The 17,922-nt window shown below is 45.9% G+C and carries 16 protein-coding genes and 1 riboswitch; of the genes, 5 read left to right on the forward strand and 11 right to left on the reverse strand.

Annotated features, from left to right (window positions below; translation table 11 throughout):
• Window position 1: 1 nt before the first annotated feature.
• The 5 genes from AAHN97_RS16355 to AAHN97_RS16375 all read right to left on the reverse strand — a co-directional run bounded on the left by AAHN97_RS16355 (window position 2) and on the right by AAHN97_RS16375 (window position 6,598).
• Window positions 2-2,674, reverse strand: a complete 2,673-nt coding sequence (locus AAHN97_RS16355; RefSeq protein ID WP_343303127.1) for a TonB-dependent receptor — start codon at window positions 2,672-2,674, stop codon at window positions 2-4.
• Window positions 2,675-2,686: 12 nt separating this feature from the next.
• Window positions 2,687-3,622 (reverse strand): FecR family protein, encoded by a 936-nt coding sequence (locus AAHN97_RS16360; RefSeq protein ID WP_343303128.1) that lies wholly within the window; start codon window positions 3,620-3,622, stop codon window positions 2,687-2,689.
• Between the two features lie 61 nt (window positions 3,623-3,683).
• The gene (locus AAHN97_RS16365) at window positions 3,684-4,217 is read right to left on the reverse strand and encodes an RNA polymerase sigma factor (protein WP_343303129.1); all 534 of its coding nucleotides are present in this window, start codon (window positions 4,215-4,217) and stop codon (window positions 3,684-3,686) included.
• A 29-nt stretch (window positions 4,218-4,246) separates the two neighbouring features.
• Entirely contained in the window at window positions 4,247-5,338 is a 1,092-nt protein-coding gene (locus tag AAHN97_RS16370; protein ID WP_343303130.1) for a class I SAM-dependent methyltransferase, read from the reverse strand.
• 204 nt (window positions 5,339-5,542) lie between these two features.
• Window positions 5,543-6,598, reverse strand: coding sequence for a serine hydrolase domain-containing protein (locus AAHN97_RS16375; protein ID WP_343303131.1), 1,056 nt, complete (start codon window positions 6,596-6,598; stop codon window positions 5,543-5,545).
• Window positions 6,599-6,664: 66 nt separating this feature from the next.
• Window positions 6,665-6,765: riboswitch (TPP riboswitch) on the reverse strand.
• Between the two features lie 202 nt (window positions 6,766-6,967).
• Here AAHN97_RS16375 and AAHN97_RS16380 point away from each other — a divergent pair.
• Window positions 6,968-7,408, forward strand: a complete 441-nt coding sequence (locus AAHN97_RS16380) for an Hsp20/alpha crystallin family protein (RefSeq protein WP_343303132.1) — start codon at window positions 6,968-6,970, stop codon at window positions 7,406-7,408.
• Window positions 7,409-7,444: 36 nt separating this feature from the next.
• Here AAHN97_RS16380 and AAHN97_RS16385 read toward each other — a convergent pair whose 3' ends face one another.
• Window positions 7,445-8,359 carry a glycoside hydrolase family 43 protein gene (locus AAHN97_RS16385; RefSeq protein WP_343303133.1) on the reverse strand — a complete coding sequence of 305 codons (915 nt, stop codon included), beginning with the start codon at window positions 8,357-8,359 and terminating at the stop codon, window positions 7,445-7,447.
• A gap of 68 nt (window positions 8,360-8,427) precedes the next feature.
• On the opposite strand from AAHN97_RS16385, the gene AAHN97_RS16390 reads away from it, so the two are divergent.
• Window positions 8,428-8,589 carry a hypothetical protein gene (locus AAHN97_RS16390; RefSeq protein WP_343303134.1) on the forward strand — a complete coding sequence of 54 codons (162 nt, stop codon included), beginning with the start codon at window positions 8,428-8,430 and terminating at the stop codon, window positions 8,587-8,589.
• A 91-nt stretch (window positions 8,590-8,680) separates the two neighbouring features.
• Here the strand turns inward: AAHN97_RS16390 and fabF are convergent, their stop codons facing one another.
• Both fabF and AAHN97_RS16400 read right to left on the reverse strand, forming a co-directional pair.
• Window positions 8,681-9,922 (reverse strand): beta-ketoacyl-ACP synthase II, encoded by a 1,242-nt coding sequence (gene fabF, locus AAHN97_RS16395; RefSeq protein WP_343303135.1) that lies wholly within the window; start codon window positions 9,920-9,922, stop codon window positions 8,681-8,683.
• Window positions 9,923-9,927: 5 nt separating this feature from the next.
• The gene (locus AAHN97_RS16400) at window positions 9,928-10,482 is read right to left on the reverse strand and encodes a TetR/AcrR family transcriptional regulator (RefSeq protein ID WP_343303136.1); all 555 of its coding nucleotides are present in this window, start codon (window positions 10,480-10,482) and stop codon (window positions 9,928-9,930) included.
• A gap of 95 nt (window positions 10,483-10,577) precedes the next feature.
• Here AAHN97_RS16400 and AAHN97_RS16405 point away from each other — a divergent pair, with 95 nt between their 5' ends.
• Window positions 10,578-12,776, forward strand: a complete 2,199-nt coding sequence (locus AAHN97_RS16405; RefSeq protein ID WP_343303137.1) for a B12-binding domain-containing radical SAM protein — start codon at window positions 10,578-10,580, stop codon at window positions 12,774-12,776.
• Between the two features lie 34 nt (window positions 12,777-12,810).
• Here the strand turns inward: AAHN97_RS16405 and AAHN97_RS16410 are convergent, their stop codons facing one another.
• The 3 genes from AAHN97_RS16410 to AAHN97_RS16420 all read right to left on the reverse strand — a co-directional run bounded on the left by AAHN97_RS16410 (window position 12,811) and on the right by AAHN97_RS16420 (window position 15,593).
• Window positions 12,811-13,446 carry a YceI family protein gene (locus AAHN97_RS16410; protein ID WP_343303138.1) on the reverse strand — a complete coding sequence of 212 codons (636 nt, stop codon included), beginning with the start codon at window positions 13,444-13,446 and terminating at the stop codon, window positions 12,811-12,813.
• A 289-nt stretch (window positions 13,447-13,735) separates the two neighbouring features.
• Complete coding sequence (locus tag AAHN97_RS16415; RefSeq protein WP_343303139.1) at window positions 13,736-14,587, reverse strand: hypothetical protein; 852 nt, start codon at window positions 14,585-14,587, stop codon at window positions 13,736-13,738.
• A 37-nt stretch (window positions 14,588-14,624) separates the two neighbouring features.
• Window positions 14,625-15,593: an acyl transferase gene (locus AAHN97_RS16420; RefSeq protein ID WP_343303140.1), complete on the reverse strand. Its 969-nt coding sequence runs from the start codon at window positions 15,591-15,593 to the stop codon at window positions 14,625-14,627.
• 119 nt (window positions 15,594-15,712) lie between these two features.
• Between AAHN97_RS16420 and AAHN97_RS16425 the strand changes: the two genes are divergently transcribed.
• Together AAHN97_RS16425 and AAHN97_RS16430 are read left to right on the forward strand one after the other, a co-directional pair.
• Window positions 15,713-16,177, forward strand: a complete 465-nt coding sequence (locus tag AAHN97_RS16425; protein WP_074237284.1) for a hypothetical protein — start codon at window positions 15,713-15,715, stop codon at window positions 16,175-16,177.
• Between the two features lie 24 nt (window positions 16,178-16,201).
• Window positions 16,202-17,740 carry an acyl-CoA carboxylase subunit beta gene (locus AAHN97_RS16430; protein ID WP_343303141.1) on the forward strand — a complete coding sequence of 513 codons (1,539 nt, stop codon included), beginning with the start codon at window positions 16,202-16,204 and terminating at the stop codon, window positions 17,738-17,740.
• Window positions 17,741-17,922: the final 182 nt, after the last annotated feature.

Raw genomic sequence — 17,922 nt, forward strand, 5'->3', positions numbered from 1 at the left:
TCTAGAATTTTAAATTATAGGAAAAACTGGGCATAATGGGAAGAAGTGTTGTACCTGTCAGCACTGCTTCCTTACGTTCTTTGTGGTAAGTGTCCAGCAGATAAAAGAAAGCATTCTTTTGGTTATAAGCATTTAACACGCTTACATTCCAGGTACGGATATTACCATTCCGTTTGTGGCGGATAAAATTAACACCCAGGTCAAGCCGGTGAAAAGGTGCAATACGCATGTTATTTCTGCCATTGACATATTCAATATTGTCCAGGTAATTCCCATTAACCGGGCGTATGGGATCCCGTACTGTTTCATATTCTGCCAGCGGTATGGTAAAGGGTTGTGCGCTCTGGAAGGTCCATACACCCGTCAGCTCAATATTCTTCCGCAGTTTGTACATCCCTACAAGATGGAGATCATGACGGCGATCGTATTTATAAGGGAATCTTTTTCCGAAGTTCACTTCGGGCAAATTGCGGTAGGACCATGCCCAGGTATATGCCATCCAACCGGTGAAACGCCCCGTTTTCTTTTGCAGCAATACTTCCAGGCCATAGGCTTCTCCTGTTCCGTTGGTCACCTGCTCCTGCCAGGTTTCGTTCCTGCTGCTGGCCACGTAATCCGCTCCTTCCTTATATTCTATCACGTTCTGCATGCGTTTGTAATATCCTTCAACGGAAAACTCAAATTTGTTGCGAAAAACATTCCGTGCGATACCTATTGCATATTGATCTGCCTGTTGCGGTAAGATCTTTTTCGTGGCGGGCACCCACAGATCTGTTGGTAATGTAATAGAATTATTAGCCAGCAGGTGAATATATTGGGTCATTCTTGTATAGGAAGCTTTTAATCCCCAATCGCCAGGTAACAGGTAACGCATGCTTATCCTGGGTTGCAGTGAATTATAGAAACGCCCCTGCACCAGGAATCCACTCCAATGCAAACCGGCATTCACTTTAAACTTCTTATGAATGGTCCAGTCATCCTCTGCATACAGGTCTATTTCAGAGCCATGTATATTGCGGTTATCGCTGAGCGAATCCATGGTTACCGTTCCGTTTTCCGTTTTCCTTTGCCTGATGGTGCCGGGTGAAAATATGCGGAACATATAAGACGATCCCATCCGTATAGAATGTGCGGGCCGCGGTCTGTAGTCGAAGTCAATTTTGGCGCCATAATCCTGGATACCGGAATTCAGCTGCAACTTGTCTGCAATCATTTCTCCCTGGTACAGGTTCTCATTGTATGTGCTTGTTTTAAACTGGTAGCGCGAGCCCAGCAGCATCGTATTAGCAAAAAGATTTTTGGAGAAAACGTGGTTCCAGCGAACAGTACCTGTAGTGTTCCCCCATAGTATAAGGAAATCTGATGCCCTGCGATAGTTGTCAGGGATCTTGATCTCTAATTTTTCTGACACCCGCAATTTATCCCGGCCATGGTATAAGCTGAAAAACAACCTGTCTTTATCAGAGATCACATGCTGTACTTTGGCATTCAGGTCATAAAAATACATGGTGAACTTATCAATCTCTCTGTCGTAGCTATTTTTTATAAAGGGTTTGGCAACAAGGTCTGTATACGTACGGCGCCCGGAAACAATGAAAGAGGTTTTGTCCTTTTTTATCGGCCCTTCTACTGTTGCCTGTGAGGCCAGCAGGCCAATGGTAAAATCGCCATGCAGTTCACGCATATCCCCGTCTTTTGTAGATACATCCACTACAGAAGAAAGCCTGCCACCATACCTGGCAGGGAAAGCACCTTTATACAAGGTAACATCTTTCAGGGCACTGGTATTGAAGGTAGAGAAGATGCCCAGCAGATGCGAAGGATTATACAAAGGCGCACCATCCAGCAGGATCAGGTTCTGATCAGGAGTACCTCCACGCACCAGTAATGCGCTGGTGCCCTCTGCACCTTGTTTTACACCCGGTAATAATTGCAATGTTTTCAGCAGGTCCGCCTCTCCGAAAAAACGGGGCATCGCTGCGATCTGGCTGGCTGGCAGATTGATCATACTCATCTGTGATGACTCCTGGATGCGTTCTTCCCTGCTGGCACGTACCGTTACTACATCCAGCAATCTTTGATCAGGCACCAGCTTAAAATTCAAACGGGTATCCGCAGTCAGCAGGATGGTTGTATCCATGCGCTGGTAACCGATATAAGAAACCCGTAACCGGATGCTGTCTGCCGGAATGGTGATACTGAAAAAGCCATAATTATTGCTGGTGGTACCTGCCTGGTATTCCGGTACAGCCAGCGATACACCGATCAGTCTTTCTCCCGAGGCCTGATCTTCCACATATCCGCTGAGGGTACCTGGCTGCCGCGGTTTGGGCACAATCAGTATGTTACCGTTCTTCCGCATGAAAGTCATCCTGGTATCTTCCAGTATTTCTTTCAGAATAGTTTCCAGCGGCGTATCCGTATAATGGCGGGCCTTTACAGGAATATTCCGCACACGGGTGTTCTCATAGGAAAGTGCCACTTTACTTTGCTGCTCCAGCATACGCAGCGCTACATCCAATGTGGTAGCAGGGATGGTAATACTCAGGCGGGGATTGTTATCCTGCGCCTGAGTGGTTTGCCAGCTGAAAAGGAAACACAGCAGCATACTTAGGTTAAATGATCGGGACAATACGCTTCCCTTACCGGCACGCCGGTTTGTTATGCAATCCATAAAGTACATAGGTTATTGGCTTACGCCTGTAATGATAACATGATTTCCGTTAATGGTATAGTTCACGCCACTGATCTCGTGCAGCATATCCAGAATCTGCGGCAGCGTTGATGTGGGTGTAATTCTAATATTGAAACGATAAGGCGCCATTATCTTTTCATTATACCTGATCTCTGTGTCGAACTGGTCTTTGAGGATCCTGGCCAGTTCTGCAAAGGAGGCATTATCCAATGTATATTCTCCGGTCTTCCACTGAGCGAGCGTAACGGCATGCACACTATCCTGTATATGCTGATGCGTGGCAATATTATATACGATCTGCTGATCTGCTTTTAATACTGCGATATTCGCATTACTGCTGTCTGAGATCTGCACAGCACCTGATTCAACATAGACCTTTACTTCCGGCAATTCATGGAATGCTTTCACGGTAAATTCCGTACCCAGCACTTTCACATTCAGGCCGGATGCTGTACGCACCATAAAAGGCTCATTACTATTCTGTGTTACCGAGAAACCCGCTACCCCATCTACCAGTTCCACATTTCTTCCTTCATAACGAATAGTAGAGCCTGCCTGCAACCACACAATGGAATGGTCCGGCAGTTCAAACCGCATCACCCCTTTTCCTTTTGGCGCCATTACACCAATGTATTCCGGCTCCCAGGGTTTCAGCAGAAAAGTAGCCACTGCTACCACCAATACTGCGGCAGCGGCTATCTGCCAATACATCCGCCGCGTTGTTTTCCGGGGTTGGATGGTATCCATCACAGCAGCCTTCATCTCTTTCTTCCACCTTTTCTTATCTTCTTCATCCGCAAAGGCAGGGCCTTTATCGGGGAAAGCATCATACCATTCATGCAATACCGCGATCTCTTCCGGGGTACAGATACCCAGTGCATGCTTTTCCAGCAAAGATTGAATGATATGCTCTTCCGGCTTGTTCATGTGCTGTTACGTTTAATAGACAATGCTCAACCGGCGGTAGTACTATGCCGGTTTAAAAAAATTATTCCATGAAGAAATTCCCCAGCCCTTCCCGTAGTTTCTTTAGAGCCCCGGATAGTTGATTCTTAACTGTTTGTGGAGATAAAGCGCGTTTTTCCGCGATCTCGGAAATAGACAGTCCGCTTTCCCGGCTGTCCATAAATACCTCCCGCATTTTAGGGGGCAATTTTTCCACCTCCCGGTGGTAAGTGTTATGCAGGTCCTGATTGGGGATATGGGTTACCTGCGGCAACGCGGCTCCGGCCTGCTGCTCATATTTCTGGCGGGTACCCTCTGCTTTCAGGTGGTTCAGTACTTTGAAGCGTACAGCCGTACTTAAATAGCCGGCTACGGAATCTGTAATATGGATCTGGTCTTTTTTCTGCCAGCAGTAAATGAACACCTCCTGCACAATATCCTTGGCGGCATCTTTATCATACAGCCTGCGCCAGGCGGCTTCGAACAACATTTCCCAATGCCGCTCGTATAGTTCACCAAATGCCTCCAGGTCGTGCGACCGGATCTGCTGCCATAGTTCTAAGTCAGATTTTGCCATGTGGGCGTAAGCAATTGGGGGCTAAGATACTATTTCATTTTCAAACCGGTAAGTGCATAAGGCGGAGTGCCCTTTTGCTGGATCAATACCTTGAACCGCTCTCCCATTTCCAGCAATAGTTTACGGGTAATGAAGGCTTCCTTCTTTACAGCACTGACCAGGTCCATTCCCACCAGTGCAATGGTACGTAAGTATTCTTTCAGGCCCAGCGACAGGAGGAAACCGGCCTGGTTGATTAAACCACAGCATTGTAAGCCATGTTGACAACCCCACTCTTTAAGTGCGGTAAAGTTCACGTGTGCGGTAATATCCTGGTGGCCTATATTAATATAAGGCTGATCATTTATTTCATGCCTGTTATAACACATCAGCGTACCCTCTCTTCTTTTCTCTGAGTACAGATCCTGTGCAGCATAACCGTAATCAATTGTCATCACATATCCTCTCTCCAATGCCTCCGCAACAGAGCTGATCCAGTCTGCGGCTTCCAGGTTGATCTCTGTTCTGTAACCGAAGGGCAGGGATATGCCCTGTTCATCCAGGTAGTCCTGTAAAACGGCGGGAGCCGGTTTTAAGATCTCCAGGAAGTTCTTATCCTGGTAATCGATATATACTTCTTTTAATTCATCTTCCATCTTCACGCGATGTACAGAAAAGTTATCTATTAATTCGTTGGAGAGGATGCAGCCCGTAACACCATGGATCTCTTCAATTGCATCAAACCAATATACTTTATCATGAAGGTGTTTTTGTTGTTTTTCCCGCATAAGCGGACTCTTTTCAATGATACAATATTGAAGATGCTGGTATAATGAGGTATTCCCGGAAAGATAGCTCAGGATATCATGGCAAAGCATGCCACTGCCTGCCCCAAATTCCACGATCGTGAAAGGGGGTTTACCCATAACGCGCCACATCTCTTCCAGCTGCCGTGCAATCATGGCACCAAAAGCCGGGGATATATACGGGCTCGTATAATAATCACCCTGCTCTCCAAACTGCTCACCGGAACCGGTATAATATCCCAACCCTGGATAATACAGCGATGCCTCCATAAAATCGTGAAAGGAAACAGGACCTTTCTGCCGGATCTCTGCTATAATAATGTCCGCCAGTTGCATCTAACGATTTTTGTATGTTTCATATTGATGATAACTCATAACGTTTGATTTTGCAATTAGAAAGTCAAACACTATGCCCATAAAAAAAGTCTCCGGAGATTCCGGAGACTTTGAATATTTCTTTTTCCTATGTTGGTTTTACCCATATCATATTCTAAAGAAAATTCTGATAATTATACAGAAAAAACTGTGCCAGAAGAACAGCTATAAGATCTCTAAAAACACCTGTAACCGCTCATTAAAAACATCTCCCTTATTGCAGTTAGTAAAGAACACGTAACCGCTCTTTTTCTCTTTATAGAACAGGCAGCCGGATTGAAAATTACCGTTGTTGCCGCCATGCTGATAAGCGATGCCATACTTCGTTGGCCTTATGGCTAATCCTAATCCCCAGGCCACTACACCTTCATTGTAATTTTCAGGCACAGCTGTTTGCGCCTTGAACATTTCTTCATGTGTTTCATCCTTCATCAATCCTACCAGGAAATGCGCATAGCTCACTGCTTCCGTATGCAGTTTCCCGGCAGCGCCAAAGGAAGTAGAATCTTCATCTGGGAATGCCATCGGCCATCTTCTTCCTTCTACTTTACCATTCTTATGTCCTGTTACTTTATGCTGCCCCATGAAATCATTATAAGTGAACCAGGCATACTGCATTCCTAAAGGAACGGCTACTTCCTGCCGGAAAACAGCATCCAGCTTGCTTAGCGGCATCTTATTCAGATGCGCCAATACCTTGGCCAGGTAATGATATCCTTCTCCCGAATAAGTGAAAGTACCCGGCTCTTTCTTAATATACATATCTCCCCGTTTGATCTGCCGTGCAGAGTCCGCCAGGTCAAACCAACGCCAGTTGGGAAAACCTGTTGTATGGTCCAGCACCATCCTCGCAGTGATCAGTTTATAACGTTGATCATATTCCAACTCAGGAAAAGGGAGATATTGGTACAGGGGCTTATCAAGGTTCAGCAAACCCTTATCTACCATTTTCAGCGCCAGGTAGGCAAATACCGGTTTGGATAAAGAGGCTGCTTCAAAGATAGATTGATCATCCACTTTAACAGGTGTAGTTGTATTGGTTACACCCAGTGCCCTGTGATAAACGATCTTTCCCTTCCGGATCACAGCAATGGAGAGGCCCGGCATGCCGAGGGACTTCATCTGTACCTTCAGGAATTTATCAAGTTGCTTACGGGAGAAGTACTTCATTTGCCCGTAAGAGGTAGAGGAGATCAGTAACAACAGTATAAGGTATCTCATGCTATAAAGACGAATGCCTGTTTCAAAGGTTGCATGCATAAAAAAAGGCTCCGGGAATTCCGGAGCCTCTGAACGTTTCTTGTTTCCTACGCTGGTATTATCCAGATCAGGTATTAAGAGTATGATCTCAGGTCTGCATGGTGTCAGACCACCTCTTACTAAGAAACTTCTGAATACTATATATAAATAATTGTGCCAGAAAAACAGCTTTGCACAGTTTACTGAAATTCAATACAATCCAATGCTACAGCAGTTTTCACCGGAAATTATTTCCACATTCCTCTACATATTGTGCATATTATAGCATGGTTGATAAGTTTATAGGCCATGGCCTGGTTTTTCCGGTAGAAATCTAAAAAGGAGGTACATATGAAAAATCTGGAAAGAACCGACAAGGGTCTGAAAGCGTATGATCCCTGGCGCGACTTCTTTAACCTGGAAAGCTTCTTCCCTTTTGAAAACGGAAGACAGTCAAAATCTCTACCAGCTGTAAATATTTCCGAGGATGACAAACAATACAGCGTAGATGTGATAGCACCCGGATTTAAAAAAGAAGATTTCAAGATCAAGGTGGATGATGATGTATTAAGCATCAGCGCGGAAACAAAACAGGAGTCATCTGAAAACGGTAATGGCAAACAATACAGCCGGAGAGAATACAGTTACAGCTCTTTCACCCGAACTTTCAGGCTGCCGGACAATACAAAGGATGATCAGATCAGTGCCAGTTATACAGATGGCATTTTAAAACTGAGTATTCCAAAAAGCAAAGAGCAGACGAAAGCAACGAAAGAGATTGCTATTAATTAAAAAAAGAGGCGGTATCTATAATACCGCCTCTTTTATTTATGGCTTCACCACCGGCCATCCATTCGCATACACCAGCGAGCTGATACAAAATACTCTTCCTCCTCCCTTCTGCCGGTGAATAGCATGATAAGCAATATGGTTATTACCCTGCGCATCTTTAAAAACAGAATTATGCCCGGGCGCTAACCAGATACTATCCTTTTCCAGTATCACCCCATGGCTTTCAAAAGGCCCTTCCGCATGATCCGCTCTTGATACCAGCACGGCATAATTTGCATCCTTCCCGCAACAGTTATCACCGGAATAATAGAGATAATATTTCCCTGCATGATAATCCAGCCAGGCACCTTCTATCAGCCTTGTATAATTCTTTTCCTTACCCGGCCAAACAACCGGCACCGGTTTGGAACCGGGTTTAAAATCAGACCAATCATCCCTCATTTCCTGCACCCTGATCGGTTTAAAACCAGAGCCCCAGTACAGGAGTTTTTTGCCCGTTTGCGGGTCTATAAAAGCCATGGGATCTATATGTTCAAAGCCCTCTCCGCAGATCAGGGGAGACCCTTTATCTGTAAACGGCCCTTCCGGCTGCGTAGCATAAGCCACTCCTAAACATTTACCGGTTGTAGTATCTGTGGATTCCCCGGAATAGAAGAGTACATATTTCTGAATGGAGGAATCATAGAGTACATGCGGTGCCCAGAAATGTTTATCTGCCCAAACGGGTTTTACCGGAAGCGCATCCGCCGGATCACTCCAATGCTGCAGATCTTCAGAAACAGACACCTGTATGTGGCCACGGCCCTGTGTGGCATAAGCATAATATTTTCCATTGACGCGGATCACCGTGGGATCAGGAAAATCTTTATCCAGCACCGGATTGCTGAGGGTCTGGGCATTAGCTGCCAGCGTGGAACAGAGCAGCAGGGAAAGTAAGTACCTGGTATTCATGTAAATAAAGATAACAGAATATCACTGCAAAAATTTACTATATTTGTTTTGCACCAATTCTAAAAGCTATGTCATTATTAAATAACAGTAACAAGAAAGGCGGCAAAAGGGACAATAAGCAGAGTAAGACTAATCAGCCGGGGGTGAACAATGCGTCCTTTATGAAACCGGGCAAACAAGCGAACGTTGCAAAGAAACCTGTTAAAACAGGTGGTGCAAGAGGCAGCTGATAAATATTGCTTAAAGAAAAAGCCCCGATGGATCATCGGGGCTTTTTATGGGCAGTGTGTTAAAAACACAAACCATAGTTCTTTAAGACCACTAAAACTTTTTAAACACCACAATCCCGTTATGCCCCCCAAAGCCGAAAGTATTACTCATCGCCACCTTTACTTCTTTCTCTACCGCCGAACCTAACACAATCTGCAAACTCGCAGGAATAGCAGGGTCTAATTCCGTTGTATTGATCGTAGGTGGAATAACACTTTTTACAATACTCATCACACTCGCAATTGCTTCAATGGCGCCGGCTGCTCCCAGCAAATGTCCTGTCATGGATTTGGTAGCGCTGATATGCAAATGAGCCGCTGTGTCACCAAACATTTTACGGATGGCTGCAATTTCACTCAGATCGCCAACGGGCGTAGAAGTAGCATGTGCATTGAGGTAGCCCACCTCTTCTGCATTCAGCCCGCCATCTTCCAAAGCAAACTTCATCGCCTGTAAAGCGCCCAGCCCTTCAGGGTGTGTAGCCGTCATATGATACGCATCTGCTGTCATGGCTGCACCTGCAACTTCTGCATATATTTTTGCACCACGTGCTTTGGCATGTTCATATTCTTCGAGCACCAAGGCACCCGCTCCTTCGCCCATGATAAATCCATCCCTGTTCACATCAAAAGGCCGGGAAGCGGCAGCAGGATCATCATTCCTGATAGACATGGCTTTCATGGCACAGAAGCCACCAACAGAAGCCGGAGTTATTGGCGCTTCGGAACCTCCTGTGATGATCACTTTCGCTTTACCCAAACGGATGTAGTTGAATGCATCCATTATGGCGGTATTAGAAGTGGCGCATGCAGAAACAGTAGTGTAATTAATGCCCATCAATCCATGCTGCATGGAGATCATGCCGGAAGCCATATTGGTGATCAGCTTGGGAACGAAATAAGGAGAAAAACGCGGATTGAATCCACCTTCCACATATTCTGTTACCTGCTCTTCAAATGTTTGCATACCACCCTGTCCTGATCCCCAGATCACACCGGTAGCGAAGGGATCCATACCGGAAAAATCCAGGCCGGAATCTTTGATGGCCTGATCAGAAGCTACGAGTGCATATTGTGTGAACGGATCTGTTTTACGCAGTTCGCTTTTATCAATAAAGTCTGCCGCATTGAAACCCTTCAGCTCACACGCAAAACGTGTTCTGAAACGGGAAGCATCAAAACGGGTAATAGTGGCCGCACCGCTTTTACCGGCTGTTAAAGACTCCCAGAAGGAGCTAACATCATTACCAAGCGGGGTTACGGCACCAAGGCCTGTTACAACAACTCTTTTCATAGTTTTCATGGCTTTAAATCTTTTAATATCCTGTTGCTTACCCGGTTGAATACGGATGGCCCCAATACTCTCGATAATATCAATGACGACTGTAAATTAGTGATCAGCAGCAACGCCCTGTCAGATGCCTCTCCTTCAAAATAAAAACGGCCATTAACCCTTCCATTTTCCAGGCAGGTGCTGAGCCAGTTCACTATATCGTTCCCCATTTCCTGCACTTTAGCTTTCATGGGGGCTGTAAATGTTTCAAAATCAGGGGAGAGTGAACCCATTAAACAAATGAAACCATTGGTTCCATGGCGGTGGAACACTTCCACCAGTTTGGCCAGCTGCTTGTCCTCCGGTAATTTCCTCCATTTTTCTGCAAATTCCCTGAATTTCTTTATTTCATGTTCAATCACACCGATCCCCAGGTCTGCTTTGGAAGGAAAATGATAATGAATGGCCGCATTCTTTATCTCCATAGGGTCCGCAATGTCCTTGTAACTGAAGGCATTGAACCCCTGGGTCCTTATCAGATGGTCTGCCATCATTACAATTTTGTCCTTTGTATCTGACATATTCCCGGATTATAGGGCACAAATATACTTACTTACCAGTAAGTATACAAAGCTTAAATTAATAAGGGTTAGTTTTGCATTTTAAAACAATCGATTTGAGTGCTTCTGTTTTCTTATTTACTCCGCCTTTCACACAGCTGAACACGCCTTACCCGGCCACAGCTTACCTGAAAGGTTTTCTGAACACTAAGAACATTTCTTCTTTTCAGGCGGACCTGGGTATTGAAGTGACCCTTGCTTTATTTTCCAAAAAAGGCCTGGAAGAGCTCTTTACACGAATAAATGAACAAACTAAAGTATTAACAGATAATGCCGCCCGCATCGTTTCCTTACAGGAGGATTATATCTATACCATAGATGACGTGATCCGGTTCCTGCAGGGAAAGAATCCCACACTCGCCCACCGGATCTGCAAACGCGATCTGTTACCGGAGGCGGGTCGTTTTGCACAGCTGGAAGACCTTAACTGGGCTTTTGGTTCCATGGGTAACCAGGACAAAGCCAAACATCTGGCCACCATGTACCTGGAAGACCTTTCCGATCTCATCATGGAATGTGTGGATGAACATTTTGGTTTCAGCCGTTATGCAGAAAGGCTCGGCCGCTCTGCAAATAGTTTTGATGAACTCTACGATGCCCTGCAACAGGAATATACCTTCATTGATGAGATCCTGATCAATATATTGAAGGCAAGGATGGAAAGTGTACAACCTAAAATGGTAGCCATCTCTGTTCCTTTCCCCGGCAACCTTTACACTTCCCTCCGCTGCGGCCAATGGATCAAAGCCAATTACCCTGACGTTAAAATAGCGATGGGTGGCGGCTTTGCGAACACAGAACTGCGTTCTCTTGCTGATCCGCGCGTATTTGAATTCTACGACTTCATCACGCTGGACGATGGAGAAGCGCCCATCGAAAACCTCATCGCTTATGTAGAAGGAAAGAAAGACATCACGGAACTCAAACGTACTTTCACTTTAGCAGATGGCGTAGTCACCTATTACAACAATAAAGCCTGTGCAGATTATAAACAGGGCCAGGTAGGTACACCGGACTACAGTGATTTTCTGCTGGACCAATATATCTCAGCCATAGAAGTAGTGAACCCCATGCACCGCATGTGGAGTGATGGCCGCTGGAATAAACTCACCATGGCACATGGCTGTTACTGGGGCAAGTGTACCTTCTGCGATATCTCGCTGGACTACATCCGCCTCTATGAACCCATCGCCGCTTCCCTGCTGTGCGACAGGATGGAAGAGATCATTAAACAAACCGGCCAGAACGGATTCCACTTTGTGGATGAAGCCGCACCGCCTGCTTTGATGCGTGCACTGGCACTCGAGATACTGAAAAGGAAACTCACCGTCAGCTGGTGGACGAATGTACGTTTCGAGAAAAGTTTCACCCGCGATCTTTGTTTCCTGTTAAAAGCATCCGGCTGTATTGCTATCTCAGGTGGATTGGAAGTAGCATCAGACCGTTTACTGGAAATGATCCAGAAAGGTATTACCGTTTCGCAGGTGGCGCAGGTGAACAGGAATTTCACAGAGGCTGGTATTATGGTACATGCTTACCTCATGTATGGCTTCCCCACACAAACCGCACAGGAAACAATCGACTCACTGGAAATGGTACGCCAGATGTTCAAAATGGGTATCCTGCAATCTGCCTTCTGGCATTTATTTACCATGACGGCGCACAGCCCTGTAGGATTGAACCCGGAGAAGTTTATGGTGAAGAAAGAAACAGAAACCATCGGCACTTTCGCCAACAACGATATCGTACACATCGATGAAACAGGCGCAGAACATGAGCTGTTCAGTTTTGGTTTAAAGAAATCACTGCTCAACTTTATGCATGGCATTTGTCTTGATGATCCTTTGCAGAAATGGTTCGAGTTCAAAGTACCCCGCACAAAGATCCCGCCTGACTATATTGAAAAAGCACTGGAGGAAGATCAGTTCGTTACGGCTAAACCAACTGCCAAGGTGGTTTGGCTGGGCAGAAAACCTGCGGTGCAGAATTTCACAAAATCCAAGAAAGGCAGTTCCTGGGAAATGACCTCTTTCACCTTCCAGGATAAAAAAGAAAAATATGCGATCAGTGTGAATCAGTCACACGGCGAATGGTTTGCCGGCATACTGGAGAAGTTGTCTATCAACAATCCTAAAACCTATACTTTGCAGGAAGTGATGGAAAGTTATGAAGCGGCGGGGCTGGAAGACTTTGAGCTTTTCTGGGATAACAAACCTGTTAATTCACTGTATAAATACGGCCTGCTGAAATTATAAAAAAAGGCCGGAGAGCATCCGGCCTTTTATAAGTTTACTGTGCGTTAGCCACCAGTGTTACATCCAGTTCAAAATCATCATAGATCGCTTTGTCTCCAAGGTTCTCGAAGAAATTGTTAGAGCGGTACTTGATGTCGAATTTGGTACGGTCTACCTTGATAGTAGCCTTAGCTGTTACCTTACCGCCAGCTACTGTTACGGTAGCAGGGAAAGAGATAGGTTTAGTGATCCCTTTGATAGTAAGGTTACCATTCACGTCATAATTTCCACCGCCTTTAGCTGCTGCGCCCGTGATCACGAAACTGGCAGAAGGATGTTTGTCAACTGCAAAGAAATCATCGCTTTTCAGGTGACCCAGCAATTTGCCGTTCATGTTAGCATCTTTAATGTCTGTTACCGTAATGGAACGGGTATCCAGTTCAAAAGATCCGCCTTTTAATACATTCTTGTCCACTTCCAGCTTGCCGGAAGAAACAGAGATATTACCGGAATGTGAACCGGTTACTTTCTTAGCTGTCCAGCTAAGGCTGCTTTGTGAATTATCTACCTGGTAAACTGTAGCGCGGGGAGCAACTACAACAACTTTGCTGGTTGGTTCTGTGGTAGGGTTCGCAAAAGACATCAGGACGGTGGCGCCACCGATAAATAAAAATGCCGCTAAACGTTGCATAGTGAATGGTTTAAGATTTAATTGTGCCTCAATTTTTACGAAAATACATTAAAAAACACAATTCTATATTAGTCCTGTGGACTACTCTCAATTTTCACATTTGCTTCACAAACATTTACCATATGTTTTGCAATTCAGCTATTACTTTAGCATAAAGAATTCGCCATTCTATCCCTGTATTATTAGCCTCAGGGCCTTTCTACCATGGGTTGGCTCCAATATCCAGAACTACCCTGTTAGCAATTAAAAGATGCAACGGAAACCATTAGCGGCCGGGCCTTCCCGGCCGTTACTTATTAATGTCCGTGAGCATCACTTTCCTTCTTTCATTTACAATGATCATGGTAGTATAGGTATACACCTTATCCCCGTTCCCATATTCCAGGAACATTTCCAATGGCATCACCACCGGCGGATAGGAACCATCAATCCGCATCTTCTCTATCTGCATTTTAAAGTGATTGGGCATCAGGCTGTAACCGGGGAAAACGGAATGCGGGTCCATGGGGATCCATACATAGGCCGTTACTTTTGCATGGTTGGTATTCACCACCCGGGGGTCCCTGCGCAGGTTATGGGCTACATATTCTTCACAAGCCACGCCGGAGATCACTTTTTTGGAACCTGTACGCCGCAGCTGGCTCAGGTAACCTATTTCACCGGGGTATACAGGTTCCATGCCCTCCAGTTCCAGTTTGATCTTGTCCCCGCTGGCAATTCCTCCCACACCTGCCAGCATCAGTTGTGATTCTTTGGCAAAATCCCCGTAGAAATGATATTTGGTACCGGTGCTCCGGCTTTGTAACTGAATACAGAAAGCGGCTTCCGTGCTGCTGTAGTAGATCACAATATCCTCTCCCCCGTCTATTACACGCTGGTTCCCCTGGAAAGCTTCACTTTCCTGGTATACTGCCATATCATATTCGTAAGAGGAATCTACAATTACTTTTTCATCGCCGCCGATGATCAAAGCCGGATTGGCTGCTGTGGATTTAGGCCGGGTCTGTGGATAGGATTCATCAATCTCTTCGGTTTCTTCCGTCTTCTCCTTTTTTTTGCCCCTTATCTTTTTCAGTAACTGGGCCTGCATTTCCGGCATGCAGAAAAATAATACCATTGCCAAAAGCAAAAGTCTCTTCATAGGATAAGTATTCTGCCGGAAAGATAAACATATTATCTTAATTCACCATTAAACTACAACCTCTTAAAGCGGAATGGTCCATCCGCCCCAGTACTTCAAAACTTCCATCTGCATGGAGGCGGCCGATATCGTCTGTGGCAATGAATGCGCAGGAGTGGATATTAGCCATATCTATCACATTGATCACGCCGGAGGCACTGGCGCTGTAGAGCTGGAAAGGATCATTTTCATCCCGCACCAGCACTTTCATCCAGGGCGGGCAGCGGAAAATACCTTCTCCTTTGGAGTAGGCCTGGCTGAGTAATTCCGTCATCCCGTATTCCGCATGAATGGTGGTTACACCCAGTCTTTCTTTTAAATAGGCATGCAGCTCTTCCCGCGTCCATTCTTCCCTGCGGCCTTTCATACCACCGGTTTCCATCACGATCACATTGGGGAGATGAAGTTGAAAGCGTTCTGCAAAATCCAGCAGCGCAAACGTAACACCAATGAGCAGTACCGGTTGCTGCAGGGCTTGCAGTGTTTCCGCCAGCTTCTCATGTTCATAGAGGTAAAAGCCGCTTTCCGGTTTGCCGCTGCGCCGGATCATTTCCTGCACCATGTATACCAGGGAAGAGTTTTGCCTTTCCAGGTAGGAAGGCAACAGGCCCAGCACTACAAAATCTTCTACCGGTCCGTAGAACTGGCGGAAAGCTTCCATAAAACTTCGTGTATAGATGGAGGTATCTTTAACAAGGTGGCTGCTGTTCTGGGTTTGCGTAGTGCCGCTGCTTTCAAATACTACCTCTGGTTCAAATTCCCCGCAAACCACCCGGTGGCTCTTAAAGAACTGGATGGGCAGAAAGGGTACCTGGCTGATCTCCTGCACCCCGGCGGGGTCTATTTTCAAAGCATCCACATATGCCCTGTAGAGGGAATTGGTCAGGTACTGGAAGCGAAAAAGCTCTGGCACAAGCACTTCCGGGCTCTTGCTGGTAAATATCCGGTCTGCAAAAGAATCGTTCATCGGGGCAAATTTACGATCCTTCTTAAAATACCGGAAACAACATGTAACAAACCCGGGGAAGGGAGCGTTTATTATACCGGAGGCTTTGCCTTTTGGTCAATTTAATGTAGGTTTGTTATATGAAGAAAATTGTAGCTTTATCCATCGTACTGATAGGTTTTCTGGGTTGCAAAAAGGATGATCCGAAAGGCGATAAACCTGTGCTCAAGTTCAAATCAGTGTCTACACTGGATGTGGCAAAAGGGCAGGATCTGCTGGTTTATACCTTTGAACTCCAGGATGCCAACGGAGATACGGAAGGAGCTATGTGGGTACACGATTCCCGTTTATGGCGCGATAACCCTGACGACACCACTTATACAGACGTGCTTTTCCCCTTGCTGGAAAGCCATAAAGGAACCAAACTGAAGGCAGAAGTAGAATTATATGTGAGCGATGGAATGGATGTTCGCATGCGCCTCAGAGATGGTATCCCTCCCGCTGTCACTAATCCTGACACTATGCAGTACAGGGTTTTTGTACTGGACAATGCCGGTAACAGCAGCGATACTTTAGTACTTCCCAAAGTAGCTATCCACAATTAGACGCAATCCCGTATTTTTACACGTATGAGTAAAATACAGGAACTACAGTCCAAAATTGACTCAGCCCGGTTGGGCGGTGGACAGGTACGCATCGATTCACAACATAAGAAAGGTAAACTTACAGCCCGCGAAAGGATCCAGCTCCTGCTGGACGAAGGTTCTTTCGAAGAACTCGGCATGTTTGTACACAACCGGAACAAAGGAATTACCACAGAACAGGAACAATTCCCCGGAGATGGTGTAGTAACCGGATTCGGTACTGTTAATGGCCGCCTCGTATATGTTTTTTCCCAGGACTTTACTGTATATGGCGGCAGCCTTTCAGAGCCGCACGCCAAAAAGATCTGCCGCATCATGGACCTTGCCATGGAAAACGGCGCTCCCCTCATTGGCCTGAACGACAGTGGCGGGGCACGTATCCAGGAAGGTGTGGTAAGCCTGGCAGGTTATGCAGAAATTTTCTACCGCAATACCCGCGCCTCCGGCGTGATCCCGCAAATATCAGCTATCATGGGGCCCTGTGCCGGCGGAGCCGTATACTCCCCTGCCATCACAGATTTCATTCTCATGGTAGAGAACACCTCTTATATGTTTGTTACCGGCCCTAACGTGGTAAAAACGGTAACACATGAAGAAGTGACCTCTGAAGCACTCGGCGGAGCACATACCCATGCTACTAAAAGTGGTGTTACCCATTTTGCCTGCGCCAATGAAGTGGAATGTATCCAGAACATCAAACAGATGCTCAGCTACATGCCGCAGAACTGCGAAGATACCGCTCCCGTGTATCCATACGAGTTAGGCAATGAAGTACGCCCTGTGCTGAATAACATTATCCCTGAGAATCCCAATCAGCCTTACGATATGAAGGAAGTGATCGCGGAACTCACGGATACAGACAGTTTCCTGGAAGTACATAAAGATTACGCAGATAACATCATCGTAGGTTTTGCCCGTATTGCCGGAAGGAGCATTGGCATTGTAGCCAACCAGCCCGCCATCCTGGCCGGGGTACTGGATATCAAAGCTTCCATCAAAGGTGCCCGCTTCACCCGTTTCTGCGATGCATTCAATATTCCTTTATTGGTACTGGTAGATGTTCCCGGTTTCTTGCCCGGAACAGACCAGGAGTGGAATGGCATTATCACCAATGGTGCCAAATTACTCTTTGCCCTCAGTGAAGCCACTGTTCCCAAGATCACCGTTACCACACGGAAAGCATATGGCGGTGCTTATTGTGTGATGAACTCCAAACACATCGGTGCCGATCTCAACTTTGCATTCCCGCAGGCTGAGATTGCCGTAATGGGACCTAAAGGCGCAGTGGAGATCATTTACAAGAAAGAGATAGATGCTGCCGCTGATCCTGAAGCACGCATGAATGAGCTGGTATCTGAATATACGGAGCGCTTTGCAAACCCTTACCTGGCTGCAGAAAAAGGCTATGTTGATGAAGTAGTGATGCCGGAAGAAACGCGCAGCAAACTGATCAAAGGATATAAGATGCTGGAGAATAAAGTGGTGAACATGCCACGAAAGAAACACGGAAATATTCCTTTGTAAATAAAGTAGTCAATACGCCGGGAAAGAAACACGGAAATATCCTTCTATTAAAATATAAAACCGGCGCTTAAGTTAAGCGCCGGTTCTTTTTATGTACCAGGCAGTTCTTCTTTAATGAAGCCGCCGTTGCGTCGCACGCTTGTACATTGGTTCTTTATTGAGCGAATGTTCCTGCCCAAATA

It is taken from the genome of Chitinophaga niabensis (genome assembly GCF_039545795.1).
Lineage (GTDB): Bacteria > Bacteroidota > Bacteroidia > Chitinophagales > Chitinophagaceae > Chitinophaga > Chitinophaga niabensis_B.

Coding starts and splice junctions, on each gene's coding strand:
- AAHN97_RS16355 (WP_343303127.1), bottom strand. CDS start 2,674: ATGGATTGCATAACAAACCGGCGTGCCGGTAAGGGAAGCGTATTGTCC.
- AAHN97_RS16360 (WP_343303128.1), bottom strand. CDS start 3,622: ATGAACAAGCCGGAAGAGCATATCATTCAATCTTTGCTGGAAAAGCAT.
- AAHN97_RS16365 (WP_343303129.1), bottom strand. CDS start 4,217: ATGGCAAAATCTGACTTAGAACTATGGCAGCAGATCCGGTCGCACGAC.
- AAHN97_RS16370 (WP_343303130.1), bottom strand. CDS start 5,338: ATGCAACTGGCGGACATTATTATAGCAGAGATCCGGCAGAAAGGTCCT.
- AAHN97_RS16375 (WP_343303131.1), bottom strand. CDS start 6,598: ATGAGATACCTTATACTGTTGTTACTGATCTCCTCTACCTCTTACGGG.
- AAHN97_RS16380 (WP_343303132.1), top strand. CDS start 6,968: ATGAAAAATCTGGAAAGAACCGACAAGGGTCTGAAAGCGTATGATCCC.
- AAHN97_RS16385 (WP_343303133.1), bottom strand. CDS start 8,359: ATGAATACCAGGTACTTACTTTCCCTGCTGCTCTGTTCCACGCTGGCA.
- AAHN97_RS16390 (WP_343303134.1), top strand. CDS start 8,428: ATGTCATTATTAAATAACAGTAACAAGAAAGGCGGCAAAAGGGACAAT.
- fabF (WP_343303135.1), bottom strand. CDS start 9,922: ATGAAAAGAGTTGTTGTAACAGGCCTTGGTGCCGTAACCCCGCTTGGT.
- AAHN97_RS16400 (WP_343303136.1), bottom strand. CDS start 10,482: ATGTCAGATACAAAGGACAAAATTGTAATGATGGCAGACCATCTGATA.
- AAHN97_RS16410 (WP_343303138.1), bottom strand. CDS start 13,446: ATGCAACGTTTAGCGGCATTTTTATTTATCGGTGGCGCCACCGTCCTG.
- AAHN97_RS16415 (WP_343303139.1), bottom strand. CDS start 14,587: ATGAAGAGACTTTTGCTTTTGGCAATGGTATTATTTTTCTGCATGCCG.
- AAHN97_RS16420 (WP_343303140.1), bottom strand. CDS start 15,593: ATGAACGATTCTTTTGCAGACCGGATATTTACCAGCAAGAGCCCGGAA.
- AAHN97_RS16425 (WP_074237284.1), top strand. CDS start 15,713: ATGAAGAAAATTGTAGCTTTATCCATCGTACTGATAGGTTTTCTGGGT.
- AAHN97_RS16430 (WP_343303141.1), top strand. CDS start 16,202: ATGAGTAAAATACAGGAACTACAGTCCAAAATTGACTCAGCCCGGTTG.